Origin of the sequence: Flavobacterium sp., from assembly GCF_036405015.1 — a bacterium.
Lineage (GTDB): Bacteria > Bacteroidota > Bacteroidia > Flavobacteriales > Flavobacteriaceae > Flavobacterium.
Genome location: NZ_DASWYK010000239.1, coordinates 1 through 16,997, shown reverse-complemented (window position 1 = coordinate 16,997; position 16,997 = coordinate 1). Strand labels below are relative to the sequence as shown.

General features: G+C 33.7%; 17 protein-coding genes. 13 read left to right on the top strand and 4 right to left on the bottom strand.

Annotated features, from left to right (window positions below):
- The 6 genes from VGE71_RS21010 to VGE71_RS20985 all read left to right on the top strand — a co-directional run.
- The coding region (locus VGE71_RS21010; RefSeq protein ID WP_331140067.1) for a TonB-dependent receptor domain-containing protein at positions 1-690 on the top strand (690 nt) is incomplete at its 5' end.
- Between the two features lie 26 nt (positions 691-716).
- Positions 717-1,268 carry a hypothetical protein gene (locus tag VGE71_RS21005; protein ID WP_331140066.1) on the top strand — a complete coding sequence of 184 codons (552 nt, stop codon included), beginning with the start codon at positions 717-719 and terminating at the stop codon, positions 1,266-1,268.
- A gap of 179 nt (positions 1,269-1,447) precedes the next feature.
- Positions 1,448-2,602, top strand: coding sequence for a 5-(carboxyamino)imidazole ribonucleotide synthase (locus VGE71_RS21000; protein ID WP_331140065.1), 1,155 nt, complete (start codon positions 1,448-1,450; stop codon positions 2,600-2,602).
- Between the two features lie 109 nt (positions 2,603-2,711).
- Complete coding sequence (purE, locus tag VGE71_RS20995) at positions 2,712-3,194, top strand: 5-(carboxyamino)imidazole ribonucleotide mutase (protein ID WP_331140064.1); 483 nt, start codon at positions 2,712-2,714, stop codon at positions 3,192-3,194.
- A 129-nt stretch (positions 3,195-3,323) separates the two neighbouring features.
- On the top strand, positions 3,324-5,351 hold the full coding sequence (locus VGE71_RS20990) for a M3 family metallopeptidase (protein WP_331140063.1): 2,028 nt from the start codon (positions 3,324-3,326) through the stop codon (positions 5,349-5,351).
- A 154-nt stretch (positions 5,352-5,505) separates the two neighbouring features.
- On the top strand, positions 5,506-6,165 hold the full coding sequence (locus VGE71_RS20985; RefSeq protein ID WP_331140062.1) for a SanA/YdcF family protein: 660 nt from the start codon (positions 5,506-5,508) through the stop codon (positions 6,163-6,165).
- Positions 6,166-6,183: 18 nt separating this feature from the next.
- Here the strand turns inward: VGE71_RS20985 and VGE71_RS20980 are convergent, their stop codons facing one another.
- The 3 genes from VGE71_RS20980 to VGE71_RS20970 form a co-directional block, all read right to left on the bottom strand.
- Complete coding sequence (locus VGE71_RS20980) at positions 6,184-6,534, bottom strand: type II toxin-antitoxin system HicB family antitoxin (protein ID WP_331140061.1); 351 nt, start codon at positions 6,532-6,534, stop codon at positions 6,184-6,186.
- 1 nt (position 6,535) lies between these two features.
- The gene (locus VGE71_RS20975; protein WP_331140060.1) at positions 6,536-6,712 is read right to left on the bottom strand and encodes a type II toxin-antitoxin system HicA family toxin; all 177 of its coding nucleotides are present in this window, start codon (positions 6,710-6,712) and stop codon (positions 6,536-6,538) included.
- Positions 6,713-7,009: 297 nt separating this feature from the next.
- On the bottom strand, positions 7,010-8,272 hold the full coding sequence (locus VGE71_RS20970) for a sodium:proton antiporter (RefSeq protein WP_331140059.1): 1,263 nt from the start codon (positions 8,270-8,272) through the stop codon (positions 7,010-7,012).
- Positions 8,273-8,410: 138 nt separating this feature from the next.
- Between VGE71_RS20970 and VGE71_RS20965 the strand changes: the two genes are divergently transcribed.
- From VGE71_RS20965 to VGE71_RS20940, 6 genes are all read left to right on the top strand, one after another.
- Positions 8,411-8,914 carry a GbsR/MarR family transcriptional regulator gene (locus VGE71_RS20965; protein ID WP_331140058.1) on the top strand — a complete coding sequence of 168 codons (504 nt, stop codon included), beginning with the start codon at positions 8,411-8,413 and terminating at the stop codon, positions 8,912-8,914.
- Positions 8,915-8,969: 55 nt separating this feature from the next.
- A complete protein-coding gene (locus tag VGE71_RS20960) occupies positions 8,970-9,305 on the top strand; it encodes a hypothetical protein (RefSeq protein ID WP_331140057.1) in 336 nt (111 codons plus the stop codon).
- Positions 9,302-10,042: a DUF2071 domain-containing protein gene (locus VGE71_RS20955; protein ID WP_331140056.1), complete on the top strand. Its 741-nt coding sequence runs from the start codon at positions 9,302-9,304 to the stop codon at positions 10,040-10,042. Before VGE71_RS20960 ends, VGE71_RS20955 begins: the two co-directional genes overlap by 4 nt.
- Before the next feature lie 28 nt (positions 10,043-10,070).
- Positions 10,071-10,889: a hypothetical protein gene (locus tag VGE71_RS20950; RefSeq protein ID WP_331140055.1), complete on the top strand. Its 819-nt coding sequence runs from the start codon at positions 10,071-10,073 to the stop codon at positions 10,887-10,889.
- 60 nt (positions 10,890-10,949) lie between these two features.
- Entirely contained in the window at positions 10,950-11,858 is a 909-nt protein-coding gene (locus VGE71_RS20945) for a TIGR01777 family oxidoreductase (RefSeq protein WP_331140054.1), read from the top strand.
- Positions 11,859-12,059: 201 nt separating this feature from the next.
- Positions 12,060-12,515, top strand: coding sequence for an SRPBCC family protein (locus VGE71_RS20940; RefSeq protein WP_331140053.1), 456 nt, complete (start codon positions 12,060-12,062; stop codon positions 12,513-12,515).
- Positions 12,516-12,939: 424 nt separating this feature from the next.
- Here the strand turns inward: VGE71_RS20940 and VGE71_RS20935 are convergent, their stop codons facing one another.
- A complete protein-coding gene (locus VGE71_RS20935; RefSeq protein ID WP_331140052.1) occupies positions 12,940-13,755 on the bottom strand; it encodes a hypothetical protein in 816 nt (271 codons plus the stop codon).
- Between the two features lie 193 nt (positions 13,756-13,948).
- Between VGE71_RS20935 and gcvP the strand changes: the two genes are divergently transcribed.
- Positions 13,949-16,798 (top strand): aminomethyl-transferring glycine dehydrogenase, encoded by a 2,850-nt coding sequence (gene gcvP / locus VGE71_RS20930; RefSeq protein ID WP_331140051.1) that lies wholly within the window; start codon positions 13,949-13,951, stop codon positions 16,796-16,798.
- Positions 16,799-16,997 lie beyond the last annotated feature (199 nt).

The window sequence follows — 16,997 nt, the reverse complement described above, 5'->3', positions numbered from 1 at the left end:
TTAACGAGTACAGGAAATATCAACCAAAACATAAAACCAGAAACGGGTTATAATTTTGAATTGGGAAGCAAACTTCATCTTTTCAGCAAAAAATTATATGCTGAAATTGCGGTTTATCGAATGGAAATTAAAGACTTGTTGGTGGCTAAAAGAATCGGTGACGATCAATATGAAGGCGTAAATGCTGGAAAAACGTTTCACGAAGGAATTGAAATCGCACTAAAACACAATTGGACCATCAATCGAACTTTCAATTTAAACTCTTACGCAAGCGCTTCCATCGGAAATTATGAATTCAAAGAATTTGTAGATAACGGAAATGATTATTCTGGAAATAAATTAACTGGAGTTCCAGTGAATACTGCAAGTGCAGGTTTTAATTTCAATACGAATTCAGGATTTTACTTTTCAGCCGATTTTCAGTTCACAGATAAAATCCCAATGAATGATTCAAACGTCAATTTTTCAGATTCTTATTCGTTATTAAATTTAAAAACAGGATATCAATTTGAGATTTTACAAGGTTTAACAACTCATTTGGATGCAGGAATCAACAATGTTACAAACGAAAAATATGCATCCATGATTTTAACCAACGCAACCGGAGTTGGAAATGCGCAACCTAGATTTTATTATCCAGGCTTACCAATAAACTATTACGGAATTATCTCATTAAATTATGTATTTTAGCTAAGTATTTAAATATCGCTAGAACGATGCCGTCTGAATTACAAAAAAAACTAGATTACGTAAATGCTTATAGAGAAAACCGTCTAAAAGCTGCACAAGATGTTTTGGAAAATCCATCTCTTTTCAGCGAATTAGTTTCAATTTGTTTTTCGCCCGAAGACAAAAACAACCATAAAGCCTGCTGGATTTTAGAATTTGTTTCCTACGAAGAATTGCTTTGGCTACAATCTCATCTGGATTTTTTCTGTTCGAATTTGAAAGTTTTAAAAGACGAAAGTTCCCTTCGTCCAATTGCGAAAGTGACACAGCTTTTGGTAAAATCTCATTATAAGAAAAACGAAAACTGCATTAAGCTCTCCGAAGAAAATCTCCAAGATTGTATCGAAGCAAGTTTTGATTGGCTAATTAATGATGTGAAAGTCGCCACAAAAGCCTATTCCATAAGAACTTTATACATTCTAGGAAATCACTACGATTGGATTCATCCCGAATTAAAAGTAATAATTGACAAAGATTTCGGAGACCATTCGGCCGCGTACAAAGCCGTCGCAAAAGAAGTTTTGAAGAAAATAAAATAGCATTTTTTTTGATAGCCACGAATTCACGAATTATATTTTTACACACAAAGTGGAAAAGAAAAAATTCGTGAATTCGTGGCGGAAAAACTTTAAAACACAATTCGTGAATTCGTGGCGGAAAAAACTAAATTTTGGCTAAAAAAAGATTAAAAAGTATCTTTGCAAAAACACAACTCAAAATGAATTATTTTTCTTCTGATTTTAAATTAGGAATATTAGGTGGCGGACAATTAGGCAAAATGCTTTTGTTCGACACTAGAAAATTTGATATACAAACTTACGTTCTAGATCCAAGCGATGAAGCGCCTAGTAAAATTGCCTGCAACAAATTCTTCCAAGGCGATTTAATGGATTATGATACAGTTTACAACTTCGGGAAACAAGTCGATGTTTTGACTTTCGAAATTGAATTGGTAAACCTTGAAGCTTTGACGCAATTAGAAAATGAAGGCGTAAAAGTATATCCATCTCCAAAAACTTTAAAAGGTATTCAGAATAAAGGAACTCAAAAAGACTTTTATACAGAAAGTAATATTCCGACTGCATCATATTTACGTTTTGAAAATCCGGCGCAATTGCAAAAATCAGTTGGAAATAATGAAATCACGATTCCATTTGTATGGAAATGCACCGAATTTGGTTACGACGGCAATGGCGTAAAAGTTATTCGCCAGATTTCAGATTTAGATAATCTTCCAAATGTGGAATGTATTGCCGAAACTATGGTTCCGTTCAAAAACGAATTGGCGGTAATTGTTTGCAGAAATCCATCAGGAGAAATTAAAACCTATCCGGTTGTAGAGATGGAATTTCACCCAGAAGCCAACCAAGTAGAATATGTAATCTGCCCAGCAAGAATCGACGAAAAAGTAGCCGAAAAAGCCAGAGCAATTGCTTTAAACGTTTCTGAAAAATTCAATCACGTTGGACTTTTAGCAGTTGAAATGTTTCAAACTCAAGATGATGAAATTTTGGTTAATGAAGTTGCTCCGCGTCCGCATAATTCCGGTCATTATTCTATCGAAGCAAGTTATACTTCACAATTCGAAAATCATTTACGCGCTATTTTAGATCTTCCTTTAGGAAACACAGATAGCAAAGTGGCCGGAATTATGGTAAACCTAGTAGGTGCCGAAGGTTATTCTGGAAATGTAGTATATGAAAACATCGAAACCATTTTAGGATGGAATGGCGTTACGCCACATATTTACGGTAAAAAACAAACGCGTCCTTTTAGAAAAATGGGTCACGTGACGATTGTAAATGAGAATATGCAGGAAGCAAGAAGAATCGCTGAAGAAGTCAAGAATACTATTCGAGTGATTAGCGCTTAAGTTAGTTTTCAGTCGCAGTCAAAGTTTACAGTTAATAACAAAATATTTTTTTAAATCTCAGTAACAACTTGAAACCTGAAACTTAAAAACTTGAAACAAAAATAAAAACATGAGCAAAGTAGCTATTATAATGGGAAGCATCTCAGACATGCCAGTTATGCAGGATGCAATCGACATATTAAAACAATTCAATGTTGAAGTTGAAGTAGATATTGTTTCGGCACACAGAACGCCAGAGAAATTATTCGATTTCAGCAAAAATGCACACAATCGCGGGATTTCGGTAATTATTGCCGGTGCAGGCGGTGCAGCACATTTACCAGGAATGGTGGCTTCAATGTCTCCGCTTCCAGTAATTGGAGTTCCAGTAAAATCAAGCAATTCTATTGATGGTTGGGATTCTGTTTTATCTATTTTACAAATGCCTGGCGGCGTTCCTGTTGCAACTGTAGCTTTAAACGGAGCAAAAAATGCTGGAATCTTAGCAGCACAAATCATCGGAAGCCATGACAAAAAAGTTTTGGATACGATTATTGCTTATAAAGAAGAATTGAAAGCTGCGGTTAATAAAGCGGCTGAAGGTCTTAAATAGTTTTCAGTCTCAGTTTTCAGTGCCTATTGAGACTGAAAACCGAGACTGCGACTGCGACTGAACACTTAAAAATAACTCTCGATTCTTAGTTCATACTGCAAACTGAGACTGAGACTGAAAACTAAAAAAATGAGCGTATTAACACAATATTTCAATACCAAACATAATACCGCACCTTTTTCGCAAATTAAAATCGAAGATTACGTTCCTGCTTTTCAGGAAGGAATTGCTTTGGCTAAAGCCGAAATTGATGCGATCACAAACAATCCAGACGCACCGACTTTTGAAAACACAATTGTGGCGATGGATTTTTCTGGCGATGTTTTAGATCGTCTTTCTAGTGTTTTCTTCAATTTGAATTCGGCTGAAACGAATGACGAAATGCAGAAAATTGCTCAGGAAGTTTCGCCTTGGCTTTCAGAATTTGGAAATGACATTCGCTTAAATGCTGAATTATTTGCACGCGTAAAAGCTGTTTACGATCAAAAAGAAAGTTTGAACCTCAACCCAGAGCAAACGACCTTATTAGATAAAAAATACAAAAGCTTTTCTAGAAACGGAGCGAATTTGCCAGAAGACAAAAAAAATCAATTAAGAGAAATCGACAAAGAATTATCGAAATTGAGTTTGCAGTTTGGCGAAAATGTTTTGGCAGAAACCAACAACTTCGAATTGCATTTAACGGATGAAAAAGATTTGTCAGGTTTACCAGAAGGCACAATCGAAGCGGCAAGATTATTAGCAAAAAATCAGGAAAAAGAAGGCTGGATTTTCACTTTAGATCATCCAAGTTATGTTCCGTTTTTGACTTATGCTGATAATCGTGAATTGCGTAAAAAAATGGCCATTGCTTTTGGCGCAAAAGGTTTTCAAAAAAACGAATTTAACAACGAAGAGAATGTCTTAAAGATTGCAAAATTGCGTCACGAAAGAGCAAATTTATTAGGCTATAAAACGCATGCTCATTTTGTTTTAGAAGAAAGAATGGCCGAAAGTCCAGAAAAAGTATTTTCTTTTTTAAATGATCTATTAGCAAAAGCAAAACCGGCAGCTCAAAAAGAATTTGCAGAATTAACTGCTTTCGCAAAAGAACTAGACGGAATCGAGCAATTAGAAAAATGGGACGGCGCTTATTATTCTGAAAAATTAAAACAACAGCTTTTTAATTTAGATGATGAAAAACTAAAACCTTATTTTCAGTTAGAAAAAGTTTTAGATGGTGCTTTTACTGTTGCTAAAAAACTTTACGGTTTAACATTTACCGAAGTTTTCGACATCGATAAATACCACGAAGAAGTTACCACTTATGAAGTTCGCGATGCTAAAAATGATTTAGTTTCGATTTTCTACGCCGATTTCTTCCCAAGAAAAGGGAAAAGAAACGGCGCTTGGATGACTTCATTCAAATCACAATATGTAAAAGACGGCGTCAACGAAAGACCACATATTTCGAACGTTTGTAATTTTACAAAACCGACTGAAACAAAACCTTCATTATTGACTTTTAATGAAGTGACGACTTTATTCCACGAATTTGGTCACGGATTACACGGAATGTTGGCTGACACGGTTTATCCAAGTTTGTCTGGAACTTCTGTTTACTGGGATTTTGTAGAATTGCCAAGTCAGATTATGGAGAATTGGTGTTACGAGCCAGAAGCTTTGGCTTTGTTTGCGAATCATTACCAAACGGGAGAAATTATTCCGATTGAGTATGTTCAGAAAATTAAAGAAAGTGCGAGTTTCCAAGAAGGTTTGGCAACATTGCGTCAGTTAAGTTTCGGATTATTGGATATGGCTTGGCACGGGCAAGATCCAACGAATATTACAAATCTTAAAACTTTCGAAACAGAGCAATTTGCGAATACACAATTATATCCAGATGTAAAAGAAAATGCGATGAGTACTGCTTTTTCTCATATTTTCCAAGGTAGCTATTCTTCTGGATATTACAGCTACAAATGGGCGGAAGTTCTAGATGCTGATGCTTTTGAATATTTCCATGAAAATGGCATTTTCAATGAAGAAATAGCGAAGAAATTTAAAGACAACGTACTTTCTAAAGGAGGAACAGAACATCCGATGACTTTATACAAACGTTTCAGAGGCCAAGAACCAAAACCTGAGGCTTTGTTGAAGAGAGCGGGACTTTTATAATTTTAGATTTCAGATTTTAGATTTTAGATTAAATTCTGATCACTGTAATTTTAGATTAAACCGGGGCTTTATTGCTTCGGTTTTTTTATGATTTTATCTGAAAGTAAATTTAGTTATCTTCGTGTTTTAAATATTAATCTTACAAATATGCGCCATGAAAAAATATTTTAAAATAGCCCTCTATCTTGCCATTATTGGATTGGTTACAATTCTTTCTATCAATTATCATGTAACCTCTTCCACTAAAAAGTATATTCATTATTCTATTAAAAAGTTTCCAAAGAATGATGTCGGAATTATTTTTGGCGCCGGAATCAACGGAAATCAACCTAGCAAATATTTAAAAGACCGACTTGATGCAGGAATTATGCTTTGGAAGGCAAAACGCATCAATAAAATTCTACTTTCTGGAGATAATGGTCGTGATGAATATGATGAATTGACTGTAATGAAAAATTATTGCTATTCGCATGGAGTAGACACCACAAAGATTTTTATTGATTATGCTGGTTTCGATACCTATTCAACAATGTATCGCGCCAAATACATTTTCAAAATCAAAAAAGCGACTTTAATTTCACAAGAATATCACTTAAACCGTGCAATTTATATTGGAAATCAATTGGGAATAAAATCAGCTGGATATTCGGCAAATAAAGGACAATATCTAGGGTACAATTATGTTCAACTTAGAGAATGTTTTTCAAGATGTAAATCCTTTTTTGATGTTTTGAGAAATCGTGAACCGAAGTTTTTAGGTGGAGAAATTAATATTAACGGAGAATCTAATTATTCTAAAGATGATAAGCGATAAAGATGATCTTTTTATTTTTTAATTTAAAACCTCTTCATGTTTTACAACGTAAGATATTGCTTCTTTTACGATTTCATTTAAATTTAATCCTTTTTTAACTGCCAACAGCGCTATCTTTTGATGTAATTCTTGTGATACTCGCACATTAAAAGATCCTTTATAAGTTTTATCTGGAGCTTTATTTAATAATTTACAAGTTTCTAAATAATCGTCAACAGCTTCTTTAAAAGAGTCCTCCAATTCAGTAACCGAAGAACCTTCAAAAGTTACTAAATCGTTTATGCCTTGAATTTTTCCAAAGAATATTTTATCATCTGCAGAAAATTCCAATGTCCCAATATATCCGTTATGTTCTAAATAGTTTTTCATATTACAATTCCAAATATTCAATAATAATATCAAGCTGATATCCCTTCAAAACTTTTTGCGGATGTGGCTCATGTAAACTTATAATCTGTTTATTCTCATTTACAAATTTTCTTCTTGAACCACCTGTTTTTCCTTGTGAAATCTGATTATATCCAAAATGATTTAGCACTTTCAGCATTTTCAATCCCAAGAAAAATCTTTTAGTCTTGATTTTAACCTTTCAATCAGTTTATCAATTTTACTCATACAAATTTATCATTAAATTTTCATTCTGCAACTAAAATTTAGTTGCAGAATAAATCACAAATTAAAATTAAGAAAAATCTCTCAAAAAATAAACAAACTTAAAAGCTTAAAAATATTCAACCACAAAAAAATAATAAAAAACCCTGCAAGTTAACTTGCAGGGTTTTCAGTTTAATAATCTAAAACAAAGAATAAAAATCTTTCTTCTTTGCTCTATTCTCTATATTCTTTATTCTTTCTCCAAAACTCGTTTCGCCAACTTTCCAACAGTTAATCCTTGAACAACAATCGAGAATAAAACAACAATATAAGTCACCTCAAGTAATAAGTTTTTATATTCGCTTTCCGGCATCGAAAGAACTAACGCAATCGAAACTCCACCGCGAATTCCTCCCCAAACTAAAACCATCAAGGAACCTTTATTATAAGCCGATTTGATTCCGAAGAACTTAAAGATATCGAAGAATTTCCAAGGTAAAACAATCGAAGTTAATCGTGAAAATAGTACAATAAAAATAGCTACAAAACCTGTTAGTAATTGTTTGTTTAGATCTGGAAGTAATAGTAATTCAAATCCAATAAAAAGGAATAAAACTGCATTTAAGATTTCATCAATAAGTTCCCAGAACTTTCCTAAGTAGTCTTTGGTAACTTCGCTCATGGCAACTTTTTTGCCATAATTCCCAATAATCAATCCGGCAACAACCATTGCTAGCGGACTAGAAACGTGTAACGCTTGAGCTACTAAAAACCCTCCTGTTACAATAGAAAGTGTGATTAAAACTGAAACTTTATAATCGTCAACTTTTTTCATGACTTTAGATGCAGTAAATCCGAACAACGCTCCTAGTAAAAGTCCACCGATTCCTTCTTTTATAAATAACCAAGTAATTGAACCAAAAGTAGCATCAAATGTTGGGTCTGTTGCCATTTTAAGAACAACGGCAAACATTACTACCGCTACTCCATCATTAAACAAGGATTCACCAACGATTTTAGTTTCTATTCTTTTAGGAACTTTTGCCTCTTTTAAAACTCCCAACACCACAATTGGATCTGTTGGAGAAATTAAAGTTCCGAAAACTAAACAAAATATATACGGAATATGAATTCCAAAAAGTGGTGCAATATAAAAAAGCAAAAACGAAATAATTAAAGCCGACAACACAACACTAACTGTAGAATATATCATAATTGACACTTTTTGTTCTTTCAAGTCGGCCATATTTACGTGTAATGCTCCAGCGAATAAAAGAAAATTCAACATGGCTCCCATTAAGATTTCGTTGAAATCAAATTGTTTGATTAAATCAAAAAAATGCTTGGTAGTTGCAGGAAAATAAGAATCTCCCAAAAGACGAATTCCAACTGAAACCAACATGGCAATAATCATGATTCCAATCGTTCCAGGAAGTTTTAAAAATCTTAAATTTAAATAGGCGAAGAAAGATGCTAATACAATAAGCACCGAAAATGTGTAGTATAATTCCATAAAATGTGATTTTTACAAAAATAGCTGTATCATTATTTAATCAAAAATTTCAAGGGTCGAATTAACATAACTTTATTATTTGTTAAATATGTTTCAATTATTTTTGAAAGTTTAAAAACTTTTACTTACATTTGTTTCATGGAATTCAAAGAAGCAAAAAATAAGTTCGTTCAAACTTGGGGAGCATTAGGTTCTCAATGGGGCATTAATAAAACCATGGCACAGATCCACGCTTTATTAATGGTTTCAAACGAACCTGTTTCTATGGAAGACATTATGGAAGAATTGCAAATTTCTAGAGGAAATGCCAGCATGAACCTACGCGGTTTAATGGATTGGGGAATTGTCTATAAAGAATATAAAGCTGGAGAAAGAAAAGAATTCTTTACAGCTGAAAAAGATTTAGACGAATTAGCAGTTAAAATTTCAAGAGAAAGAAGCAAAAGAGAAATCAAACCTACTCTTAAAATCTTAAAAGAAGTTTCGACTATTGAAGCAAAAGATTCTGCAGAAGAAAAGCACTTTGTTGATCAGACTTCCAAATTATATGATTTTGTTTTAAAAGCAGATAATATGTTGGATAAAATGACTGAATTTAATGATAATTGGCTTGGAAAATTAGTTATAAAAATGATGAAATAAAAAAATTTAATTCAAACTTTCATTTTTTTCTGAAAGTTTAAAACAATCAATAACTATGAAAAATATTAACTATCTCAATTATTTCTTTGTTGGTGTTCCAGCAATAATTTTTCTGTTAGCTTTCTTAAAAATCATTGATCTTAGTGCATATGGATTATTGTTCAGCATACTTACAGGACTTTTTCAAGTTACAATTGGAGGATGTATGTTGCTTGACGAACCCAAAAACAAATATCTCCAATTGTATATTGCAGGAGTAGTTTTTTATTTTGCCTTGATTTGCATAAATCCAATTTCATCTCATGATCTTAAAACCTATTTTTTAATGGGAATACCAGCAATATTGGCCTTTTATCTTTCAATATTAATCTACAAAAAAGCACACAAATGAATTTCTTAAAAGCAGAATGGAAAAATTTAGCCTTATTCAATTATGAAGTTGATCGTGAGGTTTTAGAGCAATATGTTCCCGCTGGAACTGAGATTGATATTTGGAACGACAAATGTTATGTGAGTTTAGTTGGATTTATGTTCAGAAACACTAAAGTTTTAGGATTGAAAGTTCCGTTTCACATCAACTTTGAAGAAGTGAATTTGAGGTTTTATGTCAAACGTTTTGAAAATGGCGAATGGAAACGCGGTGTTGTTTTTATCAAAGAAATTGTTCCGAAAAAAGCCATCACTTTTATTGCCAATACTTTGTATCAGGAACATTATGAAACTCAAAAAATGAAGCATGAAATTGTCAAAAATGAAGATACAAACACTTTCATCTATCAATGGAAAAACAATAAAGAATGGAATACAATTGAAATTGAAACCAAAAAAGATGTTAGCCAAATCAAAATTGGTTCTGAAGCTGAATTTATTACCGAACATTATTTCGGCTATACAAAAATCGACGAAGAAACCACTTTTGAATATGAAGTAACACATCCAAGATGGGAACAATTTGAAGTTTTAAATCATCGAATTGATATTGATTTTAAAGAAACTTATGGAAGCGATTTTGAATTTCTTCAAACTAAAAAACCAACCTCTGTATTCTTAGCAAAAGGATCTGAAATTACAGTTAAGAATAAAAGAAAACTTCAACAAATCCCAGTTGAAGAAGAATTATACGCTTAGAATTACTCAACCTTTAAAACCTAAAATTATGAAAACGCTCGAAAACCAAACTTTGCTTTATGATGAAGATTGTCCGCTTTGCAGTTTATATACTACTGGATTTGTAAAAAGCGGGATGTTAGATCAAAACGGAAGAAAATCTTATTGCCAGTTATCTGAAGAAGAGCAGAATTTTGTGGATTTAAAACGTGCTCCAAACGAAATTGCGTTGGTTGATAATAAAACTCAAACGGTAACTTACGGAATTGATAGTTTGATAAAAGTCGTTGGTTTTTCTTTTCCATTAATTGAAAAAGTGGCAACTGTAAAACCGATTCATTTCGTTCTGAAAAAGCTATATTCTTTTGTTTCTTACAATCGAAAAGTGATTATTCCTGGAAATGTAAAAGAAGAAAACAAATTACAATGTGTTCCCGATTTCAATTATAAATATCGCTTTTTGTTTATTGGTTTTGCACTGACAATAACCACTTTCACTTTATTTGGATATTCTAATTTGATTTTGAATTTTCCGAAAAGCAACATTGCAAGAGAGTTAATTTTAGCTTTTGGTCAAATTGTATTTCAAAGTTTATTTCTTTTCAAATTTGACAAACAAACGATACTGAATTACGCAGGAAATTTAATGACGGTTTCTTTAATGGGAAGTTTAATTCTAACACCTGTTTTACTTTTAAGTCAATTTGTTCTGCTTCCACAGATGATTATTTTAGGATGGTTTGGAGTTACGGTTTTGATTATGTTTTTGGAACATTTTAGAAGAGTGAAAGTTTTAAAACTTCCTTTTTATTTATCTTTCACTTGGATTTTGTATAGAATTATTGCTTTAGTTTTTATTCTTAATTAATCGCTCGGAAACCTGACGGGTTTTAAAAACCCGTCAGGTTTAACGCAAAAAAATATAAAAATGACAAAACTCATTATAGCCGCAGGAACAGGTTTTCTCGGACAGGTTTTAATAAATCATTTCAAAAATAAATTTGATGAAATTGTAATTCTTACCCGTGGAAAATCAAAAACGGAAAACGGAATTAAATATGTAAACTGGAATGCCAAATCATTTTCTGGTTGGGAAAAAGAATTAGAAAACGCAACAATTTTGATTAACCTCGCTGGAAAATCGGTTGATTGCCGTTATACGAAAGAAAATAAAAAGAAAATTTTATGGTCTCGTATTGACAGTACCAAAGTTTTGAATAAAGCGGTTTTAAATTGCCAGAATCCGCCGAAACATTGGCTGAATTCATCAACTGCAACTATTTATCGTTTTTCTTTAGACAAAAAAATGGATGAAGTTGATGGCGAAATCGGAAATGACTTTTCTATAAATGTAGCACTTTCTTGGGAAAAAGCGTTTTTCAAAACTGAAACTCCACGAACTTTAAAAACCGCTTTACGAACTTCTATTGTTTTAGGAAAAAATGGCGGTGCTTTGATTCCGCTAAAGACTTTGGCTAAAATTGGTTTTGGAGGAAAACAAGGAAAAGGAAATCAGTTTGTAAGCTGGATTCATGAAGAAGATTTCGCCAATGCAGTTGATTTTATTATTGAAAAAGAAATGACTGGCGCTGTAAATATTGTTTCTCCCGAACCAATTCGAAATGTCGATTTCATGCAAAAACTTCGAAAAGCGGTTGGTTTTCCTTTCGGAATTGCTTTGAATGCTTTTCTTCTAGAAATTGGCTCTTTTTTTATTCGAACTGAAACGGAATTGGTTTTGAAAAGTAGAAATGTGATTCCGAAACGACTTTTGGAAAATGGGTTTCAGTTTAAGTTTGGGGATATTGATGAGGCTTTTGAAGATTTACTTCATTAAAAAGCTTTTAAAATTAGAAACCTTTTTTTGTGCTCCAGCGGAGCAAAATATTTATAGAATCCAATAACATCCGTTTCTAAAGCTCCAGCGGAGCGAAATGTTTTAAAAAAATTAGATATATCACCCCGCTGGGGCTCTAACGGCGCATAATTCTATTACTATAAATATGTCGTCCCTCTGGGACTTAAATAATCTAAAATCGTGACCACAATAAATCTAGCCACAAAAATAAACGCATCAAAACAAGCCGTTTTCGATGCCTCAAGAAACATCGACATTCATCAAAAATCTGCAAGTCCATCAAAAGAAAAAGCAATTGAAGGAGTAACTTCTGGTTTAATTAATTTAAATGAAACTGTTACTTGGCGTGGCAAACATTTTGGATTTTATCTGACTCATAAAAGCCGAATTACCGCAATGAATCTTTATGATTATTTTGTGGATGAAATGGAAAAAGGTAAATTCAAATCTTTCAAACATGAACATTTTTTTGAAGAAGAAAATGGAATTACCATTATGAAAGATAAATTGCAATATGAAACTCCGTTTGGGATTTTTGGAAAACTGTTTGACGCTTTATTTCTTGAAAAACATTTGACGAATTTTCTTTTGGAAAGAAATAAGGTTTTGAAAGATGTTTCGGAAAACAGATTGTGAATTGCCTCCAGCTTCAGCTGGAGGAGAAATTTAATTAATATTTTGGGCTTTAGCCGAACTTGATTTTTGGCTAAAGCCAGATTGGGAACATCTCTTTAACCTCCAGCTGAAGCTGGAGGCAATTGAAAAAAAATTCAAATAAAAATTGAATTTTTCGAACAATCAATTCAAACATAGCTCACGGTTTCAACCGTGGGAAACGTTTTCAAAATCCATGCGAAATACGAAGCGAAACATTGCGTCCCAATAGTTGAAACCATTGGCTATGTTTCTACAGATATTCTGTTTTATGTCTTTTGAAAATGATATTTTCTCACTTTCCGATTTGCGTGAGGGATAGAGGCGGTATCCTTTTATGAAGCGGAGCGGAATAAAAGATATAGCCGAAAGCCCGACCCAAAGGGGCACGCCCAAAATAATTTTATCATTTGAGAAATACCACCATCAACCACCAAAAAACTGGCACCGCTTCTACCCAAAAAGAAGTATAATATTTCGAACGATTGGTATTTGCGAAAGCGATAAACAGCATCAGCATTATGACCATTATCAAGTTTATAATGGCATCATGCATATTGAATGTTGAAACAAAAATCTCTAAAAACCAAAACGGGATCAACAGCGAGAATCCTAAAAGTTTAGTCTTTTTTACACCGATTGTTTGCGGAACGGTTTGCAAATGCGGATCGTCGTTTGCTAAATCTAAAATCTCAAAAACCAAAATCAGCACAAAAACCAAGATAAATCTTTGAATGCATTTGATGAAGAAATCTGTTGTAAACGGAATTTCGGCATTTATTAAAGGCAAAACCAAAGTTGCTCCCACCCAGCAAAGTGCTACAATGTAAATTTTTACTCCTGCCCAGTTTCTGGCATTTCTTCTGTTTGGAAAAAAAGGCAAAGTATAAAGTGCGGTTATGGCAAAAATTCCGACAGAGACGATTTGTGTTATTCTTTTTAAATGGAAGAAATAATATCCGACTAAAACAACCGAAATAAAACTCAAAACGGCAATAATTTTCAATTGCGTTCCAATCGGATTTTTCTTTACGCGAACGAGCGCATCATATTTTACGAAATTATATCCTACAATTGTTCCGAAGAAAACAAAAAGTGCCATTGGTTCATCATACTGAATATGAAATACATGAAAAGTTATTCGGACCAAAGCATAACAGGACAAAGCCACGTGAATGCTGCTGTTTAAATAAAAATCGAATATTTGTTTTAGTAGTTTCATAGCTCAAATCTAATCAATTGGTAACAAATCAACTCTTTAGTTATAAATTTGATAAAAATTGAAGTTAAAAATACCTATTAAATTATTAATAATACTTAATTTTGCGCCACAAAAAAACAACACATTTACTTTTAAATGTTATTCGCCTCGTAAAGTGCCGAATTACATTCATTTAAAAACATTAGATAGCTACATGAAAACAGATGCTTTTGCTTTAAGACACATTGGTCCAAGAGAAACTGATCTTCAGCACATGCTGAAAACTATTGGAGTTGATTCGATTGAACAACTTGTTTATGAAACACTTCCAGATGATATTCGTCTAAAAGCGCCTTTGAATTTAGATCCTGCGATGACAGAATTCGAATTTGCAAATCACATTCGCGAATTAGGGAAGAAAAACAAAACATTTAAATCATATATTGGTTTGGGTTATCATCCAACTATCGTTCCAGCTCCAATTCAGAGAAATATTTTTGAAAACCCAGGATGGTACACAGCTTACACACCTTACCAAGCAGAAATTGCGCAAGGTCGTTTAGAAGCTATTTTGAATTTCCAAACTACTGTTATTGAGTTAACTGGAATGGAAATCGCTAATGCCTCTTTATTGGATGAAGGTACTGCAGCTGCTGAAGCTATGGCGTTATTATTTGACGTTCGTACTCGTGATCAAAAGAAAAACAATACACATAAATTCTTCGTTTCTGAAGAAATTTTACCACAAACTTTATCTGTACTTCAAACACGTTCAACTCCAATCGGAATTGAATTAGTGGTTGGAAAGCACGAAACATTTGATTTTTCAAATGAATTCTTCGGAGCTATTTTACAATACCCAGGAAAATACGGTCAGGTAAACGATTATAGTGCTTTTGTTGCTAAAGCAAAAGAAAACGAAATTAAAGTAGCTTTTGCTGCTGACATTTTATCACTAGCAACTTTAACTTCTCCGGGAGAAATGGGAGCTGCAGTTGTTGTTGGAACTACACAGCGTTTTGGTGTACCAATGGGTTATGGTGGTCCTCACGCTGCATATTTTGCAACTAAAGACGAATACAAAAGATCTATGCCGGGTCGTATCATCGGAGTTTCTGTTGATGCAAACGGGAATCGTGCTTTACGTATGGCGTTAGGAACTCGTGAACAACACATCAAACGTGAAAAAGCAACTTCTAACATTTGTACTGCTCAGGTTTTATTAGCAGTTATGGCCGGAATGTACGCGGTTTACCACGGACCAGAAGGTTTGAAATATATTGCAAATAAAGTTCACGCATCGGCGGTTACTACTGCTGAGGCTTTAAATAAAATTGGAGTTTCTCAAGTTAACTCAGCTTACTTTGACACTATTTTAGTAAAAGCAGACGCTCAAAAAGTAAAAACGGTTGCGGAGAAAAACAAAGTAAACTTCTTCTATCCTGATGCTGAATCAGTTTCGATTTCATTAAACGAAACAACTTCTATTGCAGACATCAACCAAATCGTTACAATTTTTGCTGAAGCTTTAGGAAAAGAAACTGTTTCTGTCTCTGAATTAACTGAGGTTAGTCAGTTACCAGCTTCGTTAGAAAGAACTTCATCTTTCTTAACGCATGATGTTTTCAACAATCATCATTCAGAAAGTCAATTGATGCGTTACATCAAAAAATTAGAGCGTAAAGATTTATCATTGAATCACTCGATGATTTCATTAGGTTCTTGTACAATGAAATTAAACGCAGCTTCTGAAATGTTACCTTTATCAATGCCAAACTGGAACAGCATTCACCCGTTTGCACCAGTTGACCAAGTTGAAGGTTACCTTACAATGTTGAAAAGATTAGAGCAGCAATTAAATGTAATTACAGGTTTTGCTGGAACAACTTTACAGCCAAACTCTGGAGCACAAGGAGAATATGCTGGTTTAATGGCAATTCGTGCTTACCACATGTCAAGAAACGAAGGTCACCGTAATGTATGTTTGATTCCATCATCAGCACACGGAACAAATCCTGCTTCTGCAGCGATGGCTGGAATGAAAATTATTGTTACGAAAACAACTCCAGAAGGAAATATCGACGTAGAAGATTTAAGAGAAAAAGCGATTGAACATAAAGATGATTTATCTTGTTTAATGGTAACGTATCCTTCTACTCACGGAGTTTTCGAATCTTCAATTATCGAAATCACAAAATTAATCCACGATAACGGCGGATTAGTATATATGGATGGTGCAAACATGAACGCACAAGTTGGATTAACAAATCCTGCTACAATTGGTGCTGACGTTTGTCACTTAAACTTACACAAAACTTTCGCTATTCCTCACGGTGGTGGTGGACCTGGTGTTGGACCAATTTGTGTGAACGAAAAATTAGTTCCGTTTTTACCAACAAACCCAATCTTAAAAGTTGGTGGTGAGCAAGCAATTACAGCTATTTCTTCTGCACCTTACGGATCTGCTTTAGTATGTTTAATTTCTTACGGTTACATCACAATGATGGGTGCTGAAGGATTAAAAAGCGCTACTGAACACGCGATCTTAAATGCTAACTATATGAAAGCTCGTTTCGAAGGACACTACCCAATTCTTTACACTGGAGAATGCGGAAGAGCAGCTCACGAAATGATTTTAGATTGCCGTTCATTCAAAGAAAACGGAATTGAAGTGGGTGATATCGCAAAACGTTTAATGGATTACGGTTTCCACGCTCCAACGGTTTCTTTCCCAGTTGCTGGAACTTTAATGATCGAGCCTACAGAATCTGAAGATTTAGCAGAATTAGATCGTTTCTGTGATGCGCTTATCTCGATCAGAAAAGAGATTGAAGCAGCAACAGCTGATGATAAAAACAACGTATTGAAAAACGCACCTCATACATTAGCAATGTTAACTAATGATACTTGGGATTTCCCTTACTCAAGAGAAAAAGCAGCGTATCCGTTAGATTACATCGCTGAAAATAAATTCTGGCCATCTGTTCGTCGTGTAGACGATGCTTACGGAGACAGAAATTTAGTTTGTAGCTGTGCTCCTATCGAAGCTTACATGGAAAGCTAAAAAATAGTTTTCTTTTATTATAGATTCTCAAACCCGACACGTTTTTAAAACCTGTCGGGTTTATTTTTTTAAATTCCAATCCAAAAATTCCAAATTCCAAAATCCAAAATCTAAAATCTAAAATCTAAAATCTAAAATCTAAAATCTAAAATCATACGGGCGTGCCACCATCCCGATAAGAGGGCCAGTTCACTTTTGC

Bases quoted from the DNA above. Each gene is read 5' to 3' on its own strand.
- VGE71_RS20975 (WP_331140060.1), bottom strand. From the start codon at position 6,712: ATGCTGAAAGTGCTAAATCATTTTGGATATAATCAGATTTCACAAGGA.
- VGE71_RS21000 (WP_331140065.1), top strand. From the start codon at position 1,448: ATGAATTATTTTTCTTCTGATTTTAAATTAGGAATATTAGGTGGCGGA.
- gcvP (WP_331140051.1), top strand. From the start codon at position 13,949: ATGAAAACAGATGCTTTTGCTTTAAGACACATTGGTCCAAGAGAAACT.
- VGE71_RS20965 (WP_331140058.1), top strand. From the start codon at position 8,411: ATGGAATTCAAAGAAGCAAAAAATAAGTTCGTTCAAACTTGGGGAGCA.
- purE (WP_331140064.1), top strand. From the start codon at position 2,712: ATGAGCAAAGTAGCTATTATAATGGGAAGCATCTCAGACATGCCAGTT.
- VGE71_RS21005 (WP_331140066.1), top strand. From the start codon at position 717: ATGCCGTCTGAATTACAAAAAAAACTAGATTACGTAAATGCTTATAGA.
- VGE71_RS20945 (WP_331140054.1), top strand. From the start codon at position 10,950: ATGACAAAACTCATTATAGCCGCAGGAACAGGTTTTCTCGGACAGGTT.
- VGE71_RS20985 (WP_331140062.1), top strand. From the start codon at position 5,506: ATGAAAAAATATTTTAAAATAGCCCTCTATCTTGCCATTATTGGATTG.
- VGE71_RS20935 (WP_331140052.1), bottom strand. From the start codon at position 13,755: ATGAAACTACTAAAACAAATATTCGATTTTTATTTAAACAGCAGCATT.
- VGE71_RS20955 (WP_331140056.1), top strand. From the start codon at position 9,302: ATGAATTTCTTAAAAGCAGAATGGAAAAATTTAGCCTTATTCAATTAT.
- VGE71_RS20960 (WP_331140057.1), top strand. From the start codon at position 8,970: ATGAAAAATATTAACTATCTCAATTATTTCTTTGTTGGTGTTCCAGCA.
- VGE71_RS20990 (WP_331140063.1), top strand. From the start codon at position 3,324: ATGAGCGTATTAACACAATATTTCAATACCAAACATAATACCGCACCT.
- VGE71_RS20970 (WP_331140059.1), bottom strand. From the start codon at position 8,272: ATGGAATTATACTACACATTTTCGGTGCTTATTGTATTAGCATCTTTC.
- VGE71_RS20980 (WP_331140061.1), bottom strand. From the start codon at position 6,534: ATGAAAAACTATTTAGAACATAACGGATATATTGGGACATTGGAATTT.
- VGE71_RS20950 (WP_331140055.1), top strand. From the start codon at position 10,071: ATGAAAACGCTCGAAAACCAAACTTTGCTTTATGATGAAGATTGTCCG.